The sequence below is a fragment of the Jatrophihabitans sp. genome (assembly GCA_036399055.1).
Taxonomy (GTDB): domain Bacteria; phylum Actinomycetota; class Actinomycetes; order Mycobacteriales; family Jatrophihabitantaceae; genus Jatrophihabitans_A.
This window is the reverse complement of the sequence record DASWNX010000030.1, coordinates 17,321-35,147: the sequence shown is the minus strand read 5'-3', so window position 1 is coordinate 35,147 and position 17,827 is coordinate 17,321. Positions and strand designations below refer to the sequence as shown.

At 70.1% G+C, this 17,827-nt stretch carries 16 protein-coding genes; 4 read left to right on the top strand and 12 right to left on the bottom strand.

Annotated elements, in window-relative coordinates; translation table 11 throughout:
* Positions 1-13 precede the first annotated feature (13 nt).
* The 12 genes from VGB75_13050 to VGB75_12995 form a co-directional block, all read right to left on the bottom strand.
* Positions 14-850: an HAD family hydrolase gene (locus VGB75_13050; GenBank protein ID HEY0167961.1), complete on the bottom strand. Its 837-nt coding sequence runs from the start codon at positions 848-850 to the stop codon at positions 14-16.
* Entirely contained in the window at positions 850-3,513 is a 2,664-nt protein-coding gene (locus VGB75_13045; GenBank protein HEY0167960.1) for a phosphoribosyltransferase, read from the bottom strand. Before VGB75_13045 ends, VGB75_13050 begins: the two co-directional genes overlap by 1 nt.
* Positions 3,510-4,670, bottom strand: a complete 1,161-nt coding sequence (locus VGB75_13040; protein ID HEY0167959.1) for an HpcH/HpaI aldolase/citrate lyase family protein — start codon at positions 4,668-4,670, stop codon at positions 3,510-3,512. Before VGB75_13040 ends, VGB75_13045 begins: the two co-directional genes overlap by 4 nt.
* 10 nt (positions 4,671-4,680) lie before the next feature.
* Positions 4,681-5,250 (bottom strand): hypothetical protein, encoded by a 570-nt coding sequence (locus VGB75_13035; GenBank protein HEY0167958.1) that lies wholly within the window; start codon positions 5,248-5,250, stop codon positions 4,681-4,683.
* 341 nt (positions 5,251-5,591) lie between these two features.
* Positions 5,592-6,155: a TerD family protein gene (locus VGB75_13030; GenBank protein HEY0167957.1), complete on the bottom strand. Its 564-nt coding sequence runs from the start codon at positions 6,153-6,155 to the stop codon at positions 5,592-5,594.
* 41 nt (positions 6,156-6,196) lie between these two features.
* A complete protein-coding gene (locus VGB75_13025) occupies positions 6,197-6,709 on the bottom strand; it encodes a hypothetical protein (GenBank protein HEY0167956.1) in 513 nt (170 codons plus the stop codon).
* A gap of 56 nt (positions 6,710-6,765) precedes the next feature.
* A complete protein-coding gene (locus VGB75_13020) occupies positions 6,766-7,992 on the bottom strand; it encodes a toxic anion resistance protein (GenBank protein HEY0167955.1) in 1,227 nt (408 codons plus the stop codon).
* Positions 7,993-8,028: 36 nt separating this feature from the next.
* Complete coding sequence (locus tag VGB75_13015) at positions 8,029-8,736, bottom strand: hypothetical protein (GenBank protein ID HEY0167954.1); 708 nt, start codon at positions 8,734-8,736, stop codon at positions 8,029-8,031.
* A gap of 31 nt (positions 8,737-8,767) precedes the next feature.
* Positions 8,768-9,937 carry a DUF475 domain-containing protein gene (locus VGB75_13010; protein ID HEY0167953.1) on the bottom strand — a complete coding sequence of 390 codons (1,170 nt, stop codon included), beginning with the start codon at positions 9,935-9,937 and terminating at the stop codon, positions 8,768-8,770.
* A gap of 76 nt (positions 9,938-10,013) precedes the next feature.
* On the bottom strand, positions 10,014-10,592 hold the full coding sequence (locus VGB75_13005; GenBank protein ID HEY0167952.1) for a TerD family protein: 579 nt from the start codon (positions 10,590-10,592) through the stop codon (positions 10,014-10,016).
* A gap of 56 nt (positions 10,593-10,648) precedes the next feature.
* Positions 10,649-11,224 (bottom strand): TerD family protein, encoded by a 576-nt coding sequence (locus VGB75_13000; protein HEY0167951.1) that lies wholly within the window; start codon positions 11,222-11,224, stop codon positions 10,649-10,651.
* A 193-nt stretch (positions 11,225-11,417) separates the two neighbouring features.
* The gene (locus tag VGB75_12995; GenBank protein ID HEY0167950.1) at positions 11,418-12,221 is read right to left on the bottom strand and encodes an AIM24 family protein; all 804 of its coding nucleotides are present in this window, start codon (positions 12,219-12,221) and stop codon (positions 11,418-11,420) included.
* Positions 12,222-12,506: 285 nt separating this feature from the next.
* Here VGB75_12995 and VGB75_12990 point away from each other — a divergent pair, with 285 nt between their 5' ends.
* The 4 genes from VGB75_12990 to VGB75_12975 all read left to right on the top strand — a co-directional run bounded on the left by VGB75_12990 (position 12,507) and on the right by VGB75_12975 (position 17,824).
* Positions 12,507-12,764 (top strand): PspC domain-containing protein, encoded by a 258-nt coding sequence (locus VGB75_12990; protein ID HEY0167949.1) that lies wholly within the window; start codon positions 12,507-12,509, stop codon positions 12,762-12,764.
* 284 nt (positions 12,765-13,048) lie between these two features.
* The gene (locus VGB75_12985) at positions 13,049-15,673 is read left to right on the top strand and encodes a hypothetical protein (GenBank protein HEY0167948.1); all 2,625 of its coding nucleotides are present in this window, start codon (positions 13,049-13,051) and stop codon (positions 15,671-15,673) included.
* Positions 15,674-15,843: 170 nt separating this feature from the next.
* Positions 15,844-16,953, top strand: coding sequence for an FAD-binding oxidoreductase (locus VGB75_12980; GenBank protein HEY0167947.1), 1,110 nt, complete (start codon positions 15,844-15,846; stop codon positions 16,951-16,953).
* Positions 16,954-16,996: 43 nt separating this feature from the next.
* Positions 16,997-17,824: an SDR family oxidoreductase gene (locus VGB75_12975; GenBank protein HEY0167946.1), complete on the top strand. Its 828-nt coding sequence runs from the start codon at positions 16,997-16,999 to the stop codon at positions 17,822-17,824.
* The last annotated feature ends 3 nt before the right edge of the window (positions 17,825-17,827 follow it).

Below are 17,827 nucleotides of genomic sequence, written 5' to 3'. Positions count from 1 at the left end.
GGGCGGGTCCTGGTCAGCCTATCGCCGCGGCCGGCGGCGCCGACCGGCGGCTGAACTCATCGACCCGGTCGGCGAGCCACTCCACGATCTCCTGTCCGGCCAGCACCCCGGCCGCCCGGGTCCGTCGCACCCCCGGCGCGGACCAGCCGCTGCTGAACAGCTCGCCGTGCGCCGGGTGGATGCCCCGGTCGGCGTAGCACAGCAACTCCCGGTCCAGCAGCGAGTCCCCCGCCGCCAGCACCAGCTCGGCGCCGACCCGGTCGGCCACCTCGCTGACCGCCGCGGTCTTGGTGAGCCCGCGTGGCACCCAGTACACCTTGCGGCCCTGCGCCGAGACCGTCCAACCCCGGTCGGCGGCCCAGCCGGCGGCCTCGACGACGAAGCCGTCCGGCGCTCCCGCCTCGCCCAGCACTATGTAGCAGAACAGGCCGCCGGCCTCGCGCACCCGCGACGTCCAGGCCGGCGCGCAATGGTGTCTGACGTAGGTCATGACATCAGACAGGCTGGTCGACTCCGCCACCGCGGCAGCCACCCGGCGTTGCCAGGCCCGGTCCGGCTCGCCGTCCACCAGCAGCACGCCGCCGTTCGCGGCGACGGCGTACCGGGGCGGCGGGCCGGGCAGTTCGATCCTGGCCAGCTGCTCGGGCAGCCGGGTGGTCACCGGCGTCAGCACGGCCCGGCTGGCCAGCGCCGCGGTCAGCCGGGCCGCGGCACTGGTCATGAAGCCGACCTGCTCGCCGTCGCGGGTCTCCACGCAGGTCAGCTCCGGCAGGACGTCGCGGGTGAGAGCCAGCGCGGCGCGGGAGTACACCAGGGTGCGGTCCAGGTCGGTGGCTATCAGGACGCTCATCAGCCGGCGCCGGCCGCCGCGTCGAGCCGGGCGGCGCCCTCGGCCGCGCCCCGGCTGAACCGGGGATGGATCAGCCCGACGCAGCTGAAGGCCAAGCCGTCGACGGACTCGACCGGCACCCCGCGCTGGCGCGCCAGCAGCAGGACGTGATGCAACTTCTCGGCCTCACCGGTGCGGATCAGCACCTTCCAGGGCACCCGGCGCAGCAGCACCCGGGTGGTCTCGCCCACGCCCGGCTTGACGAGGTTCACATCGTTCACGCCGTACCGCTCGCTGAGCTCCTGAACGCTCTGCCAACCGGCCCAGGTCGGGCGCCGGTCGGAGTTCCGCAGCACCGGCCAGTCCCGCGCCACCGACTCGGCCACCGCCGCGAACCGCGCCGCGACCGCCTCGATGAAGTCGAGCGAGACGTCGACGCCGGCGAGCTCGGCGTAGAACTTCGCGCCGTGGAACTGGCCGGGAGAGATCAGCTCGGCGTTGAGCACGGTGCGCGAGACCAGCCCTGACACGGTGGCGTTCAGGCAGGCCGACGGGATCAGGTAATCCTCGCGGGTGCCGTAGATCGGCGCGCAGCCGCCCGGGTCGGCGAGCACCGCCAGCTCGGCCGAGAAGCCGCCGCCGGCCGGCCACCAGGCCTGGTTCACCCCGTCCACCGCCGCCGCCAGCTCGCGGCTGATGGCGCCCTTGCCGGTCCAGCCGTCGATGAACATCACGTCGGCCGGATCGTGGTGACGGGCCAGGTAGGCCAGCGCGAGTTCGTCGATTCCCCTGCCGCGCACGATGGAAACGCTGTAATGGGGCAGCTCGGCGCCATGGGCGAAGCGAGCCCACCGACGCATCAGCACGCCCACCGGCGTGCCTGCCCGGGCCAGCGATGCCAGCACGACGCCTGGCCCGCGCCGGTCCAGCACCAGCTCGGTGACGACTCCGACGGCGTGCGCCAGCCGGTCCGCCGACTCGGCCAGGGTGTCGGCGAACAGCTGCCGGTACTCCGCGCTCGGCTGGTACTCGTGCGGCAGTGACTCGGCATAGTGCGCGCCGCCGGACTGGATGGCCTCCTCGCGTTCCTCGGTCGGAGCTTCCAGCGCGGCGCCGGACAGGTCGGTGAGCAGCCAGGCCACGTCAGCGGGCGGGTAGCTGCCGAAGTCCGGACCGGTCAGCGGCGCAGGCAGGGGACGGTAGGCCGGCAGCCGGAGGACCTGCAGGTGGTCGGTGACCGAGGCCAGCTGGCCCACCAGCCCGTTCGGGCCGTGATGGGCGGCCAGATCGGTGTCGGTGACCAGCACGATGTCGCTGAACCGCTGGCCGGCGACGTTGTAGGCATAGCGGGGCCCGGGGCCGTCGGCCGGATCGTCCCAGTCGTCCGTGCTGGGAAAGGCGAGCCGGTCACGGATGGCGTAGCCGGGATCATCCACGGCGACCACCGGCGAGCGGGTGGTGCTGGAGTACCGGACGGTGGCCCAGCCCTCGAGCTCACCGGCCAGCGCGGCGGCGATCCGCAGCGGCGCGTACATCAGCTCTTCGCTGCCGAGCACCAGGATCCGCCTTGCGCCTTCGGGAGAAAGCTCAGGTGCGGGCTGGCTCGCGGCGTCAGGCCGGTCGGCCTCGTGGCGCTCGCGCAACCGGTCGGCCAGCAGCCGGGCCAGCCGCGCGCTGGCCTGCTCGAAGGCCGGTTGCGAGCCGGCCGGAAAGCCATGCCGGCCGCTCTCGGGCAGTGCCGCCGGCCAGCCGGTGAGGACCGGGCTCAGCAGCGCCCTGCCTTGCGAGCAGGGCTGGGCCACCGGCTGCTCAGCCGCCAGCCGCTGTCCCACGGCCAGCGCGTCCTCGGCCACCCGCAGCGTGCCCGAGGCCAGCGCGACCACGTCGATCTGAACGCCGAGCGCCTGCGCGGCGCCGCGGAGGCGGGCGTGATCGGCCGCCGATCGCAGGTCCACCAGCGTGGCGATCAGGTAGCGCTGCCGCGGCCACTCCCGGTGCAGGGCGTGGATGGTGTTGAGCACCGTCTGGCCGGTCGACAGCTCATCGTCGACCAGCACCAGCGGCCCGGACCCGGCCAGCAGGCGAGGGTCGGCCGGCAGCAGCAGGTGCCGGGTGGCGTGGCTGTGCTCCTCGTCGAAGCCGGCCACCGGCTGGCAGCCCGGCACCTGACGCCGGGTGGACTGCAGGTAGTCCACGCGCAGCGACTCGGCCACGCAGTGCCCCAGCGCGGTGGCGGTCTCGGCATAGCCGAGCACCAGCCCGCCGGGAACCGGCGCAGCCCCGGCGCGATGCCGGTCGCACAGCTCGATCAGGCGCCGGGAGTCCTCGGCCGGCTCAGCGGCCCCGAGCGCCGACCGCAGCAGCGAGCCACCGGCGGCTGCGACGCCGCTACGCCGCCCGGCCAGCCGGTCGGCGACCATCGCCCCGAGCAACCGCCCGGCGCCGTGCACCAGCCGCGGATCGGCCGGCAGGTGCTTGCCCAGCACCGTCGAAACCAGCAGGTGAGCCCGTCGCGGGTTGTGCCGCAAGGCCATGCCCACCAGGTCCTGCGCCCGCAGCGGCGAGGCCGGCTCTTCCCCGGCCGGCGGCGCGGGGGAGATGCTGACGCCGAGGGCGTCGGCGACCCACCGCCCCGACCACGGCGCGATGCTGGCTGGGACGCCGGCTTTCCAGCCGGCGGTCACTGATGCAGCCCCGCGCCGAGCAGGTCGACGAAGGAGGTCTCGGCGTTGGCGACCCCGAACACGGCCGCGCGCAACAGAGTGCGCCGCGCCCACGCCGAGTGCGGTTTCGACTCGTTCATCTTGTTGCCGTACACCGAGGACGCCACCCCGCCGCCGGACCGGGTGCCCAGCACGTCGCGGGCGTCGCAGTACTCCTCATGGGTCACCACCGACAGCGCGTGCACCGCGGCCACGTGGCTGGGGTGGATGACGGTCTTTCCGGTCAGGCCGTTCGCCTTGTCCAGCGCGACCTCGCGAATCAGGCCGTCGAGGTCACGGGCGATCAGCTCGGTCCGCAGCGCCCGCTCGGAATGCTCGATGAACGGCGCCTCGCGCAGTTGCGGTTTGAACATCCGCTCGGTCCCGGAGAAGTACTCCCAGACCGCGCCGGTCACGATGAAACCGGTCTCGTCCGCGCGGCCGAGGATGTTGACCACATCGGCGATGACGTCGGCCACCACCCGGACGTCATAGATGGTCAGGTCCCGGGAGCGGCGCAGGCCGAAGGCGGAGCTGAGGTCGGTCGCGCCGATCCGGACGGCCACGACCTGGTCACGGTGCTTGTTCAGCAGCTGGCGCACCTCCAGCAGCACCTCGGTCCGGGACTCGGCGTAGATCACCGAAGGCGCCTCCAGGACGGGCATCGCCAGCAGCCGGTGACCTGTCCCGGCGCTGGCCGCGCTCATCGCGTCCAGAAACCGCGAGCCGTTCTCTTCGGTGAACTTGGGCAGCACGAAGCCGGTCAGGATCGGTGACAGCTCGCCAAGGCCGGCGACGATCATCGGGATCTGCTCGGCCGAACGCACCCGGATGAACACCAGCGGGCGTTGCGCCCCCGACTCGGCGTAGGCCCGCAGCTGGGTGATCACATTCTGCTCGGCCGCGGGCACCGCCTCGTCCGGGATCGAGTCCTCCAGGCAGATCACCGCGCTGAGCACGCCGTGGCTGACGCGCTTGGCCAGATCGGCCACCAGCGTCGGGCGGGTGGCCGGGATGTAGAGGGTGGCGCCCAGCGCCGTGCCCAGCACGCTCAGGTCGTCGGTGGCGCAGAACGGCTGCGGAGGCTGAAAGAACAGCCGCTGCAGGGCGGCCTCGGACAGAAAGTCGAAATGGCGCATGTCAGCCTCCTCAAGCCACCGGAGTGCGATCGTCGAGCCAGCTGATCAGGTCGAAACCGTAAGCCTGGACCGCGTTGCGGATCGAGCCGGCGAAGTTCTCCATCTCGGCGCGCACCACGAACTCGCCTCGGACGTTGTAGATCGAGAGCAGCACCGTGACGCCTGCGGAGGCCGGCCGATCCAGCGGGAGCTCCACCCGCGCGCCGCCGGCCGTCCTCAGCACCAGGGTGCCGCCCCAGTTCAGCTGGCCGCCGGACTCGGAGAAGCCGTAGACGACCAGCCGTTCGAGCAGCCGGTTCTGCCGCAGGTCGAGGAGCAGCCGTTCATACTGCTCGGCCTTGGCCAGGATCACCGGACGTCGGGAGCCGCGTGGAGCGGTGGAACTGGCGCCGACCCGCGACACGATCGAGCTGTGACCGTCGGCCAGCTGGTAGGCGGCGCCGATCCGCAGATCCCCGACCGCCGAGGAACAGGCGGCTTCGACGGTCAGCACGCCGATGCCGCTCTGCAAGCGATTCAAGGTGATCGTCGGCGCCTTGGGAGTCAGCAGCGTCCGCTCTCCGGAATGGGCCCGGGGCAATGCGCGAGCAGCCCGCCGCGGGCCGCCGGACCGGCCGGCGGCAGGCGCCGAGGCGCCGGGCGCAGGAGGGCTGGGCGCAGGCCGGGACAGGTCCAGGCTCGACGAGCCGACAACAGGCGCAGGCGCGGACCGGCTGGGCGCAGGCTGAGACAGGTCCAAACTCGACGAGCCGGCGGCCGGCGCAGGCGCAGGGCGGCCGGGCGCAGGCCGAGACAGGTCCAAACTCGACGAGCCGGCAGCCGGCGCAGGCGCAGGGCGGCCGGGCGCAGGCCGGGACCGATGCCGCAGGAACGGCAGGTCGGCACGTGCCGGCGCCTGATCAGGGGCGTGGACATCGATGCTCACAGCGTGATCCCGTAGTCCTTGGCAAGGCCGGCGATCCCGGTGGAGTAACCCTCTCCGATGACCTTGAACTTCCAGTCGCCGTGATGGCGGTACACCTCGCCCAGCGACATCGCGGTCTCGCCGTCGAGTGAGTTGGCCAGGTTCTCAGAACGAACCAGCTCGGCGTTGTCGGCCAGGTTCAGCACCCGCAGCACGCACTCGCGCAACCGCCCCAGGCTGCGCCGCAGCCCCATGCCCTCGTTGAGGTACATCACCACGACTATCCGGCTGACCTCCGGCGGCACCGCGTCCAGCTGGATCTCGATCTGCTCGGCGTCTGGCCCCATCGCCTGCTCCAGCTGGGTGACCGTCATCGACGGCTCGGTGAGCTGGTTGAAGAACACGAAGTGCTCGTCCGAGAGCGCCTTGCTGTGCTCATCGCACAGGATGGTGGCCACCACCAGGTTGTCGGTCAACGCCGTCTCGGGCCCGGCGTCCCAGCGCACCCCGAGAACCAGCCCGGTCAGGCTGGGTATCTCGCGGGTCAGGGCGACGTTGGAGCCGCGCTTCATGATCGCCATCTACAGCCCACCCATCACAGGTCGGCCATCGCGGGTCCGGCTCATAGATCCAGGTCCGATCCGGAGAACTTGGTGCGCAAGAAGCTGCCCTGGCTCAGCAGCGCGTCGGCGTCCTGCGCCTGGGCGGCGGTGAGCACGCTGGTGGCCGCGTCCAGCAGCGCCTCCAGCTGCTCCTGCAACGACTGGACAGGGGTGCGCCCGGACGGCCGGGCCACCGTCAACTGGGTGTCGTCCAGGGCCAGGAAGCTGCGCAGCGTGGTCGGCAGGTAGTCCTGCAGGATGCCCTGGACCGAGATCACCGCGTAGATGTCCAGCGGACGGATCTCGGAGGTGTCGATGACCTCACGCAGCACGTCGGTCACCCGGCGGGCGGTCACCACCGCCTCCCCCGGCAGCTTGCCGGAATTCTGGTTGATGAACCGGTTGAGCTGCGCCAGCCCGCTGCGCAGCGTCGCCGGATCATCACCGTCGGGCTCAGGCCGGCTGGCCCCCGGCTGCGGCGCCGGCGCCGGGGCTGCGGCTGCGGGTGGCAGCAGCTTCCGGAACCAGGTCATGATCGTCCATCTCGTCGCAAGGAGAAGGGTCACCCGTTAGTGACCGCCGCGTGCTCTCAGCCGCTCAGCTCACCCTGCCGGGTGCGCTCGAGATAGGGCTTGGCACGCTCGATCTGGCCCTGCAAAGCATCCACGGTCGCCGCCATCGAGTCGGCGGCCTGAGCCCGGAAGGTGTCGAGGGCGTCCATGGTCGCGAACACGTTGTCGAACGCGGCCTGCAGCTTGGCGACCTCGATGGTCGAGGAGGCCGCCTGCTGATTGATCTGACCGCCCTGGATCCGCAGCTGCTCGGAGGTCCGCTCGATCAGGTCGGAGGTGGTCGCGTTCAGCGCGCTGATCTGCTCCAGCACCAGCTTCTGCCGCGACAGCGCCTGCGAGACGATGATCGCGGTCCGCAGCGCGGCGATGGTGGTGGTCTGGGCCCGGTCGACGCCCTTGATCAGCTCGATGTTGTTCTTGCGCACCAGGTCCAGCGCCATGTAGCCCTGCACCGCCACGGCCATCTGGGTCATGATGTCCTGGCGGCGCTGGCGGATCGGAAAGAGCGCGTCGGCCTTCAGGGCATCGGCCTGCTTGGTCTGGCCGGCCGCCTGCAACTGGGCGATCTTCTCCTCGACGGCCGCGTCGAGGGCGCCGGCGAGCTCGTTGTACTCACTGAGCTTGCCCATGGTGGCCCACATGTTGGCCTTCTCGGTGTCGATGCTGGCGTTGTCCTTGCGCAGCTCGTCCTGGCCTGACTCCAGCGCCTTGATGATCGCGTTGAGCTGCGTCTGCGCCGACTCGTACTTCTGGAAGTACCGCTGCACCTTGTCCCCGCCGGGCAGGAACTTCAGCACCTTCTTGACCCCGGTCAGGTCGGCCCGGTTCGGGTCGAGCTCGGTGACGGTCTGGCGCAGCTCGCCCAAGGTGCTGGCCACCCTGGACTGGGCGTCGGCGCCGCCGCGGCCCTTGCTCGCGTTCAGGGCGGCCGCCGGTCGGTCCAGCATCCGGTTCGAGACGCTGGCCGAGGCGCGCATGTCCTGCTCGCCCATCGAGGTGATCGCGTTGACCTTCTCGGTGAACGACGGCGAGTTGGCGTCCAGGGCGGCCAGCTCTTGGGCGAAGGACTGGGCCCGGGAGCGCAGCTCCAGCTGGCGGGCGTGGTCCAGCGGCACCGCCCCGACTGCCTGCTCCTTCTCCACCACGACCACCGGCGGCGGTGGGGCCAGCACCAGCGCGTTGCCTGCCGGCACGGCAGGGCCGGCCGCGGCGGCAGCGCTCGAACCGAGGTCGAGGTCAGACATCGTGGGCTCCTTCGGATTAAGGGGTGCGAACTGAGGCTACTTGCGGCCCGGCGCCCAGTTCATGCCCCAGCCGTAGGCGCGGTCCAGAGCGCTCTGGCTGCCGTCGATGTAGTTGACCTCGCGCCGGACGGAGATCTCGCCGTTCTTGCTCTCCAGCAGCGCGATGCCGCAGATCCTGGCGCCGTCGCGGGTCTCATCGAGCTTGACCTCGACCTGCGGGCCGTTGGCCGGGAACAGCGTCACCACGCCCTCAGCCGCCGCCCAGTTCGCCGCGCCCTGGTAGATCAGCGCGAACACCATCACCCGCTTGATCTGGCTGGCGTAGCTGAGGTTGATGAACAGGTTCTCGCCCTCGGTGTTGGTTCCGGAGCGGTCATCGCCGTCCAGCCGGATGACCGGCTCGTTGACTCCCTTGGGGCTGGCTGCGAACGCCTTGCCCAGCGCCTGGACCACTCCCTTGGTGCCGTCGGTGAACTCGTACAGGCACCCGAGGTCAAGGTCGAGGGTCGGAGCGGACCGCTTGAACAGCCCGCCGCCACCGGAGCCGGCCGGACGGGCGTTCCAGTTCAGGTTCACCCGCAGCATGCCGCTCGAGGAGCCCTGCTTGGTCAGCGACACCGACGGCGCCGACTTGGTCAGGGTCACCTTGGACAGCGACACCGCAGCGCCGCCTGACTGCGCCGGGGCCCCGCCGGACTGCTGCGCCGGGGTGGCCGCGGGACGTTTGGTGTAGTCGATTCCCATGATGATCTGCTTTCTGTGGGCTGCGGGGAGCTCAGACGGCGGCAGTTGCCGAGTCGAGGTCTTGAGAAGAGCCGGCGCCGGGTGTGTTTTCGCTGTTACGCCGGTTGAGACGCACAGAGGACACCAGGGCCGCGGCGATGAACCCGACCCCGATCAGGCCGGTGACCACCTCGGGGATGTGGTACTTGATGGTGAGCAGCAACAGCACCGCCAGGGAGCCGATCGCCCACAGCGCCCCGTGCTCGAGGTAGACGTACTCGTCCAGGGTGCCCTTGCGCACGAGGTAGACCGTCAGCGACCTGATGTACATGGCGCCGACGCCCAGGCCGATGGCGATGATGATCGGGTCGGAGGTGATGGCGAAGGCGCCGATCACACCGTCGAAGCTGAACGAGGCGTCCAGCACTTCCAGGTACAGGAACGAGAAGAAGGCGGCCTTGCCGGTCTTGAGCGCCAGCTCGCCGTTGGCCTTGGCGGCGCTCCGGGGCGGCACCTCAGTCGAGGGAGCGGGCAGCAGCTCCGAGCCTGACTCGTCCTCCGGGTCGACGTGCGGCACCTCGTGCTCTTCGAGCAGGCCGCTGAGCCCGTTCACCAGGATGTAGGTGACCATGCCCAGCACGCCGGACATCAGCACGGTGGCCGTCTTGTCCTCGGGCGCGAGCTGGGTGGCCGCCAGCAGCAGCAGCACACTGGCCACCACGACCCCGAGCATGTCGAGCTTGCCCATCCGGCCGAGCGGGCGCTCCAGCCAGCTCAGCCAGGTGATGTCGCGCTGTTCGAAGATGAAGTCGAGGAACAGCATCAGCAGGAACATGCCACCGAAGGCCGCGATCGCCGGGTGCGCCTCGTTCAGCAGGTAGGCGTAGCTGCCCGGCTCGTCCGCTGGGCCCTTCTCCAGGGCAAGGGAGACGGCCTCGGTCGGCGACAGGTGCGCGGTGATCCCCACGATGAGCAGCGGGAACACCAGCCGCATGCCGAACACGGCGATCAGGACGCCGAGGGTCAGGAACAGCTTCTGCCAGAACGGGCTCATCCTTTCCAGCACGGTGGCGTTCACGACGGCGTTGTCGAAGGAGACCGAGACCTCCAAGACGATCAGGATGGCAGCGATCGCCAGTCCGGCCGGCCCGCCGTACCACAGCGCCAGCAGGAGGCCGATCACGGTGACCCCGAAGGACCAGCCGAAAATTCTCAACACCATGAAAGCTTCGCTATCTGTGAGCAACCGTGGCTTCAGCGGCCAGAGTTGGGAGTGTGATGTGCCCGCCCGCGCCGGATCAGCCGACGTTGACGCCGTAGTCTCGTGCGATTCCGGCCAGCCCAGAGGAATAACCCTGGCCGACCGCCCGGAATTTCCAGTCCCCGGCATGGCGGTACAGCTCGCCGAAGATCATCGCGGTCTCACTGGATGCGTCCTCGGACAGGTCATAGCGCGCCAGTTCCACGCCGTCAGCCTGGTTGATCACCCGGATGAAGGCGTTGCGCACCTGGCCGAAGTTCTGCCGTCGGCTGTCGGCCTCATAGATCGAGACCGGGAACACGATCCGGTCCACCTCGGTCGGCACCTGGTTCAGGTCGACCTTGAGCTGCTCGTCGTCGCCTTCGCCCTCACCGGTCAGGTTGTCGCCGGTGTGCTCGACCGAGCCGTCCGGGCTGACGAGGTTGTTGAAGAACACGAAGTGGGAGTCGGACAGGATCCGGCCCGAGGGCGTCAGCATGAGCGCGCTGGCGTCGAGGTCGAAAGCCTGCCCGCTCGTGGTGCGCTCGTCCCAGCCGAGGCCGATCACCACGGCGGACAGGCCTGGCGCCTGCTTGGTCAGCGAGACGTTGCCGCCCTTGGTGAGGCTGACTCCCATCCGACTTCCTCCGCGTTCTCCTCCTGCGCACGCTTGCGCGCCGCACCGCGCCTGGGTCAGACGTTGACGCCGTAATCGCGTGCGATGCCGGCCAGACCCGAGGTGTAACCCTGGCCCACCGCCCGGAACTTCCACTCCGCGCCGCTGCGGTACAGCTCGCCGAAGACCATCGCGGTCTCGGTCGAGGCGTCCTCGGACAGGTCGTAGCGCGCGAGCTCACTGCCGTCGGCCTGGTTCACCACTCGGATGAAGGCGTTGCGGACCTGGCCGAAGGACTGGCCGCCGGTCTCAGCGTTGTAGATCGAGACCGGAAACACGATCTTGTCGATCTCGGCGGGTGCGCCGGCGAGGTTGACCTTGACCTGCTCGTCATCGCCCTCGCCCTCACCGGTCAGGTTGTCGCCGGTGTGCTCGACCGCGCCCTCGGGGCTGGCGAGGTTGTTGAAGAAGATGAAGTGCTTGTCGGAGAGGACCTTGCCGTCGGCGCCGCAGGCGATCGCGCTGGCATCGAGGTCGAAGTCCTGGCCGTCGGTAGTGCGGGCGTCCCAGCCCAGGCCGACCGTGACCGCGGTCAGACCGGGGGCTGCCTTGGTGAGCGAGACGTTGCCGCCTTTGGTGAGGCTGACTCCCACGTGAAACTCCAGGTGACTAGAGGAAGGCCGCATGGCCCTCGTCGCGGATCATCGCCGCCCGGTGTGGGCGACGTTGTTCATGCTAGGCGAGACGATTAAGGCCGCTGACAAGTTCCGTCCGGGTGTGCTTCTGTGACGCGACGCGCGTGCGGCGGCCGTGAAAAACGGTTCGTCGACAGGCCTCGCGGCCGGATCAGCTGGTGCTGCCGGAGAACAGCCCGCCCATTCCGGCCCCGGTCTTGCGGTCACCTGCGCCCATGTTCTTGGCCAGCGCCTTGGCCAGCCCGTCGATGGTCAGTGACTGCAGGATCACCGAGCCGTTGCCGCTCAGGGTCGCCAGGGTCATTCCCTCACCGCCGAACATCGCGTTCATCACACCGGCCCGGTTCAGCGAGCCCACCCGCTCGATGCCGTAGGTGATCCGGTCATCCCAGGCGACCACGCACCCGGTGTCCACCTTGAGCCGGCCGCCGTAATCGGCCGGGTTGATGTCGATGAAGTTGCCGGCGCCGGCGATGATCAGGCTGCCCTGGCCGGTGAACTTCTCGAGCACGAAGCCCTCGCCGCCGGCGAGCCCCTGCCGCAGACCCGAGAACGCGATGTCGAAGTGGACCCCGGCCTCGGCGGCGACGAAGGCGTCCTTCTCAGCGAACCAGGTGGTCCGGCCGTCCAGCTCGAGCACCCGCATCTCGCCGGGCAGCACCCCGGCCAGTGCGAGCAGGCCGTCCCCGCCCGCGGTGTTGAAGTGGCAGAACGCGAACGACTCACCCGCCAGCACCCGCTTGCCGACGTCCATCGCCCCGCGCAGCATGCCGCCCAGGCCACCGGCGCCCGCGGGCTGACCGGCGCTGGCCGGCGCGCTCAACTTGGTCTCCATCGTCACGTCGGCCGAGCTGAACAGGAACTTGCCCGCCTCGCTGTAGACGGTCTGTCCAGGCCGAAGCTGGACGAGCGCCATCTGCATGACGTTGCCGCTGATCTGGATGTCGAGGCTCATCGGTTCCTCCTTGGGAAAGTCGTGCTCAGGCAACGCGAGGGATGAAAAATCACCGTACCGACCTTGCCCGGCGCCGTGAGGCAGGCGTATCAGCCCACCAGTCTCTGGCGTGCTCTGACGGCGACCTGCGGGTGGGGTGCGACCCTGACCGCCTGATCGGCTCGGGGCGGGGATATCAGGGCCGACCCCGACGCCGCGACGCCTCATCGGGGGCGATGCTTATCCCTGACGCCGCACCGAGCGGCGCGCGGCCCACCGGCCGACGTGCAGAGGAGAACACATCTCATGGGGTCCATCCAAGAGCGTTTCCGCAGCCAGGGGCTCACCCGTCCGAGCCAGGGACGGATCCTCGGCGGAGTGTGCGCCGGGCTCGGCCAGCGATTCGGCCTCGCCCCCTGGCCTGCCCGGCTGCTGTTCCTGATCGTGCTGCTCGTGGCGCCGGGCAGCCAGCTGATCGTCTACCCGGTGCTCTGGATCCTGATGCCGCCGGCCCAGCAGGGACCGGCCGGTCCGGCCCGGACGGACTTCGGGCCGCCTGCCTGAGCACCTGTCTGCCGACGGCGTCTGTCTGCCGACGGCGTCTGTCTGCCGACAGCGCCTGTCTGCCGACAGCGCCTGTCCCAACAGCGCCTGTCCCGACAGACAGAACAGCCCGATCCCTCGGAGGACTGGGACTTGTCGGCGTTGACCTTCGACCCGATCGGAGAGACGCTAGGACTGCCGGTCACCAGGGGTCAGTCCCCCGTCCGAACAGCCGATCGTGTGCGTGGCCGCAGCCGTTTCTGGTGTGGAACAAGCCAGTCGGCGCTAGTCGGAGGACGGCGCTCATGCACGCGAGAATCCCAGTGGCCCTGTCAGCCGTCGGCGTGGTGCTCAGCATCTCGATCATGGGACAACCGGCCGCGAACTCCTCACCGAGCGGCTCCAAGGGCGGGCCGGCTCATCGGCTGGCCTCCTCGCCGGAGCTGTCGGTGACCAGCAGGCTGGCCGACCGCCGCGAGGTCGCAGCCGGAACCCGGGCGTACTCGATCGGCTTTGAAGACGGCCGGTTCTACGCCAATGGCTGGCACATCACCGGAGAGATGGGCGGGGTCTGGACGCCGCCGTTGAAGCTGCTCGACGGGGTGTGGTTCGGACTGGACGGCCAGTGGGTCGGGCCGGCGACAAAGTTCTCCAGCGGCTGGGGCTACACCCGCTTCCAGCTTCCCGACACCGCCGGCCTGAAGCTCCAGCGCACCGACTTCGTGCCCGACGGCGCCCGGGGCGCCCTGTTCGGGCTCACCGTCACCAACCCTGGGGCGGCTCGCACCGCGAAGCTGTCGATCGACGCGCATTCGGAGCTGATGGGCCAATACCCGTGGGGGTTCGAGGGCGTCACGCCGAACGCCAGCGCCAACCTGCCCGACAAGGGCCGCTATGACGGCAAGAACCTGGTGTTCACCGACGACGGCGCGCTGCCCGGCGCCCCGGTCCACCACTACGCGGCGCTGGTCGGCACCGGGCTCAAGGCGGACACCGGCCAGATCGGCAGCCAGTTCTGGGGCGCGCAGCCAGGGCATCGCTGCACCGGCGCCGAGCCAGGCGCGCCCGCGGAGCCGAAGCCGTCCCAGTGTGACGACGGCCCGTTCGGGCGTGGCGTCGGCGGCCGGCTGACCTACACGCTGAGCCTGCCGGCCGGCGGCTCGAAGACCGTATGGCTGGCCGCGGCCGGTTCGGACACCGGGCTGAAGTCGGCCCGTTCCGAGCTGTCCCGGGCGCTGCGCGACCCGGCCCGTCAGCTGGCCGCGAAGATCGCCTCCCGGCAGCGGCTGGCGGCCCGCACCACGCTGTCGCTGCCCGGGGACCGGCTGGTGCAGAACTCCATCGAGTGGGGCAAGCAGAACATCGCCGACCTCACCCAGACCGCGAGGGACCTGCAGATCCGCTGGACCAACCAGGGCAAGCAATTCCCCGCGCCGGCCGGCACGGTGCCCTCGGCGACCTGGATCGGGGCCGGCTATCCGGACTACCCGTGGATCTTCGGCACCGACGCCGAGTACACCGCGTTCGCCGCGGTGTCGGTCGGCCAGTTCGAGGCGATCGAGGCGCACCTGCGGGCGCTGCGCGAGGTCTCGGACCTGCTGAACAACCGCTCCGGCGTCGTGACCCACGAGGTGGTCTCCGATGGCTCGGTGTGGTTCGGCAAGGACTCGCGGACCACGAATCCGGACGGCACGGTGAGCTATGACTTCAACACCGACGAGACCGTCAAGTTCCCCAGCACCGTCGCGCTCATCTGGCGTTGGACCGGCAACGACCGGTTCCGCGACGAGATGTATGACTTCAGCGTGCGCAACCTGCGCTACGTGGTGAAGAACCTCGACGTCGACCACGACGGCTTTCCAGAGGGGCTGGGCAACGTCGAACGCACCGGCATGGGCACGGAGAAGCTCGACAACACCGTGTACTTCCTGCGCGGCCTGTACGACCTCGCCGACATGGCGCAGGCCAAGCACGACAAGGCCACCTATGCCTGGACGACGAGGCTCGCGCGGGCGGTGCAGCAGCGGTTCGACACGGCATGGTGGTACCAGGCCGCGGCGCAGTACGCCGACTCGCTGACCGATCCGGGCGATGTCCAGTCCTTCCAGAAGCACTGGATCGGCCAGACCCCGATGGAGGTCGAATTGCGGGTCAACGGCCGCACGGCGCCTGGGCTGGCGCCGTTCGCCCATGGCAACGCCGCGTTGGCCGGGCGTGAGAATGACTGCTTCAGCGGTGTTGAGCCGTTCAACCAGGGCCTGTTCCACACCGGCTGCGGCGGCGGCCCGGCCGGTCTGGGCGAGCGGATCGCCTATGGCCTGACGACGTCGATCCAGTCGGTGGGCGAAGGCAACTACGGGCGGCTGGGGCCTGACCAGCAGCTGCGCTACATGCACGCCCTGGCCGAGCCGATGTTCGCCGAGCCCGCCACCGGCGGCACGCCGGACGAGCAGCCCGGCGCGATGCCGGAGATCTTCCCGTCACCGGACCAGGGCGCCAACATCGACCGCTGCTGGACGTGCCGGTCGATGTTTATGCAGGCATGGGGCAATTACGGCACCGCCTGGGCGGTGGTGCACCAGTGGCTGGGGGTGCGTCCGGACCTCGGGCACGCGCGGGTCGAGATCGTCGCCCAGGTGCCGCAGGGCCACCCGACGGTGGCCGGAAAGGACATCCGGCTCGGCCGCGGCTCGGTTGACGTGTCCGCCAGCCACACCGGCAACGTGTACCGGACCAGGATCTCGGTCAGCCACGGCGTGGACGCCGACCGGGTGGTGATCGGGCACACCCTGCCGCGCGGCGCGCATCCGGAGCACGTGTACCTGGACGGACGGCCGGTGCGCGACTACCGGGTCGTTCAGACCAACCGGGGAGCGGAGGTCACGGTGTCCACCCGCGAGGGCCGCCACACGCTCACCGTCACGACCTGACGATCCGCCGACTCCTCGGCCGCAGCGGTCATTGCACCTGCGAATTGTCGCGAAAGGCCCGCGCCTGCCAGGTACCCGCTCAGTGTCGCGCTGCCGCGACGATTTGAACGGCTGGGCGTCCGGGTCGCCTGGCCCAGTCAGCGGTGACCCGTCAGCGGTGAGGGAGTGAGATGGCAGCCGTAGATGCCGTGATCGTGGGTGGCGGGTGCGTCGGCGCGAGCGTCGCCTACCACCTCGCCGAGGCCGGGTACGCCGACATCGTGCTGCTCGAGGCGGACACCCTGGCCAGCGGATCGACCAGCAAGGCAGCGGGCGGCATCCGGCTGCAACACGGCGACGCGCTCAACGTGCGGCTGGCGCAGCGCTCACTGGCCGAGCTGATGGATTTCGAGCAGCTGACCGGCGCTGAGATCTCCTTCCGCCAGGTGGGCTACCTGTTCTTGCTCAGCTCCCCGTCCGACCTGGCGATGTTCGGCCAGTCGGTCGCCCTGCAGCAGTCACTCGGCGTCCCGGTGCGGACCCTGAGCCCGGAGCAGGCCGGCGAGCTGGTGCCGCAGCTGAGAACTGAGGACCTCCTCGGTGCGACGTTCTGCCCGTCGGACGGCTACGCCACTCCCGAGGCCGTGGTGCAGGGCTACGCCGCCGCGGCTCGCCGTCGCGGGGTGGTCATCCGGCAGGGCGAGCGGGTCAGGCGGATAGTCACCGAGCACGGGCGGGTGCAGGCGGTGGAGACCGAGCGCGGTGAGCGGATCGCGACCTCGACCGTCATCTGCACGGCCGGGACGGGCTCGCGCGCGATCGCCGCCACGGCCGAGGTCGACCTGCCGGTCAGCCCCGAACGGCGGCGGCTCTTCTTCACCTCGCACAGCGGCGGCATCGCCGACGACGTTCCGCTGACTATCGATTTCGCCACCGGGTTCTACTTTCACCGCGAGGGCCCGGGACTGGTCTTCGGCGGTCGGGAAGTGACGGCCGAGGATCTGATGACGCCGGCGACGCACCGGCTGCCGGTGATCGTCGACGCGCCGCTCACCTCCACCTGGCACGGCGACTACGACATGAGCCCGGACCACAACGCCATGGTCGGACGCTCAGCGCACCTGGAGGGCTTCTACTACGCCACCGGCTTCTCCGGCCATGGCTTCCAACTCTCGCCGGCGGTGGGAGAGCACCTCGCCGAGCTGGTCACCGGTCGGCAGCCCTCGATCGACCTGACTCCGTTTCGGGTGGAACGGTTCGCCGAGGTCGGTGGCAGCCGGGTGGAGCCGATCGTCGTCTGAGCTGCCCCGAGACTCACTCACCGAAGATCACACGGAAGGCGTCATGGGAGCACCACGAGCTGAACTGACGGGAAAGGTCGCGATCGTCACCGGCGCCGCGCGGGGCATCGGCTACGCGATCGCCAGCCGATTCGCCGCCGAAGGCGCGCACGTCGCGCTGTCCGACATCGATGTCGACGGCGCCGGGAGTGCCGCCGAATCCATCGTCAATCAAGGCGGAAACGCGATCGGCGTCGGAGGCGACGCCGGCGTCGCAGCGGACGTCGACCGGCTGATCCAGACGACCCTGGACCGGTTCGCCCGCGTCGACATCCTGGTCAACAACGCTGGCGACGTCACCACGCTGCGCCACTTTCTCGACAGCGACCAGGACTGGTGGGACCGGCTGGTGCGGACCAACCTCACGAGCCACTACCTGTGCACCCGCGGCGTCGCCGGCCTGATGGCGGCCGCAGGTGGCGGCTGCGTGATCAACGTGTCCAGCGGGGGCGCCAATCGCTCGCATCGCGGCATGGTCGCCTACGACGCCACCAAGGGCGCCATCGAGGCGATGACGCGCAGCCTGGCGTTGGACCTGGCGCCGTACGGCATCCGGGTCAACGCGCTGGTGCCGGGCCTGATCGCGACCAACCCCGCGCACCTGGCGCCCCCGGCGCGCACGCTGCGCGATGAGACGGTGCCGCTGGGACGCGGTGGGACGCCGGAGGACCTCGCCGGACCGGCGGTGTTCCTCGCCTCCGACGACGCCGCCTACGTCACCGGCGCGTGCCTGGTGGTCGACGGCGGGGTGCTGGTGCAGCAGCGCTCACCGCAGGTCGAGGTGTTCGGGCTGGACAAGTTCCCGCGCATCCCCGGCAGCCGGTTCAGCTGAGCG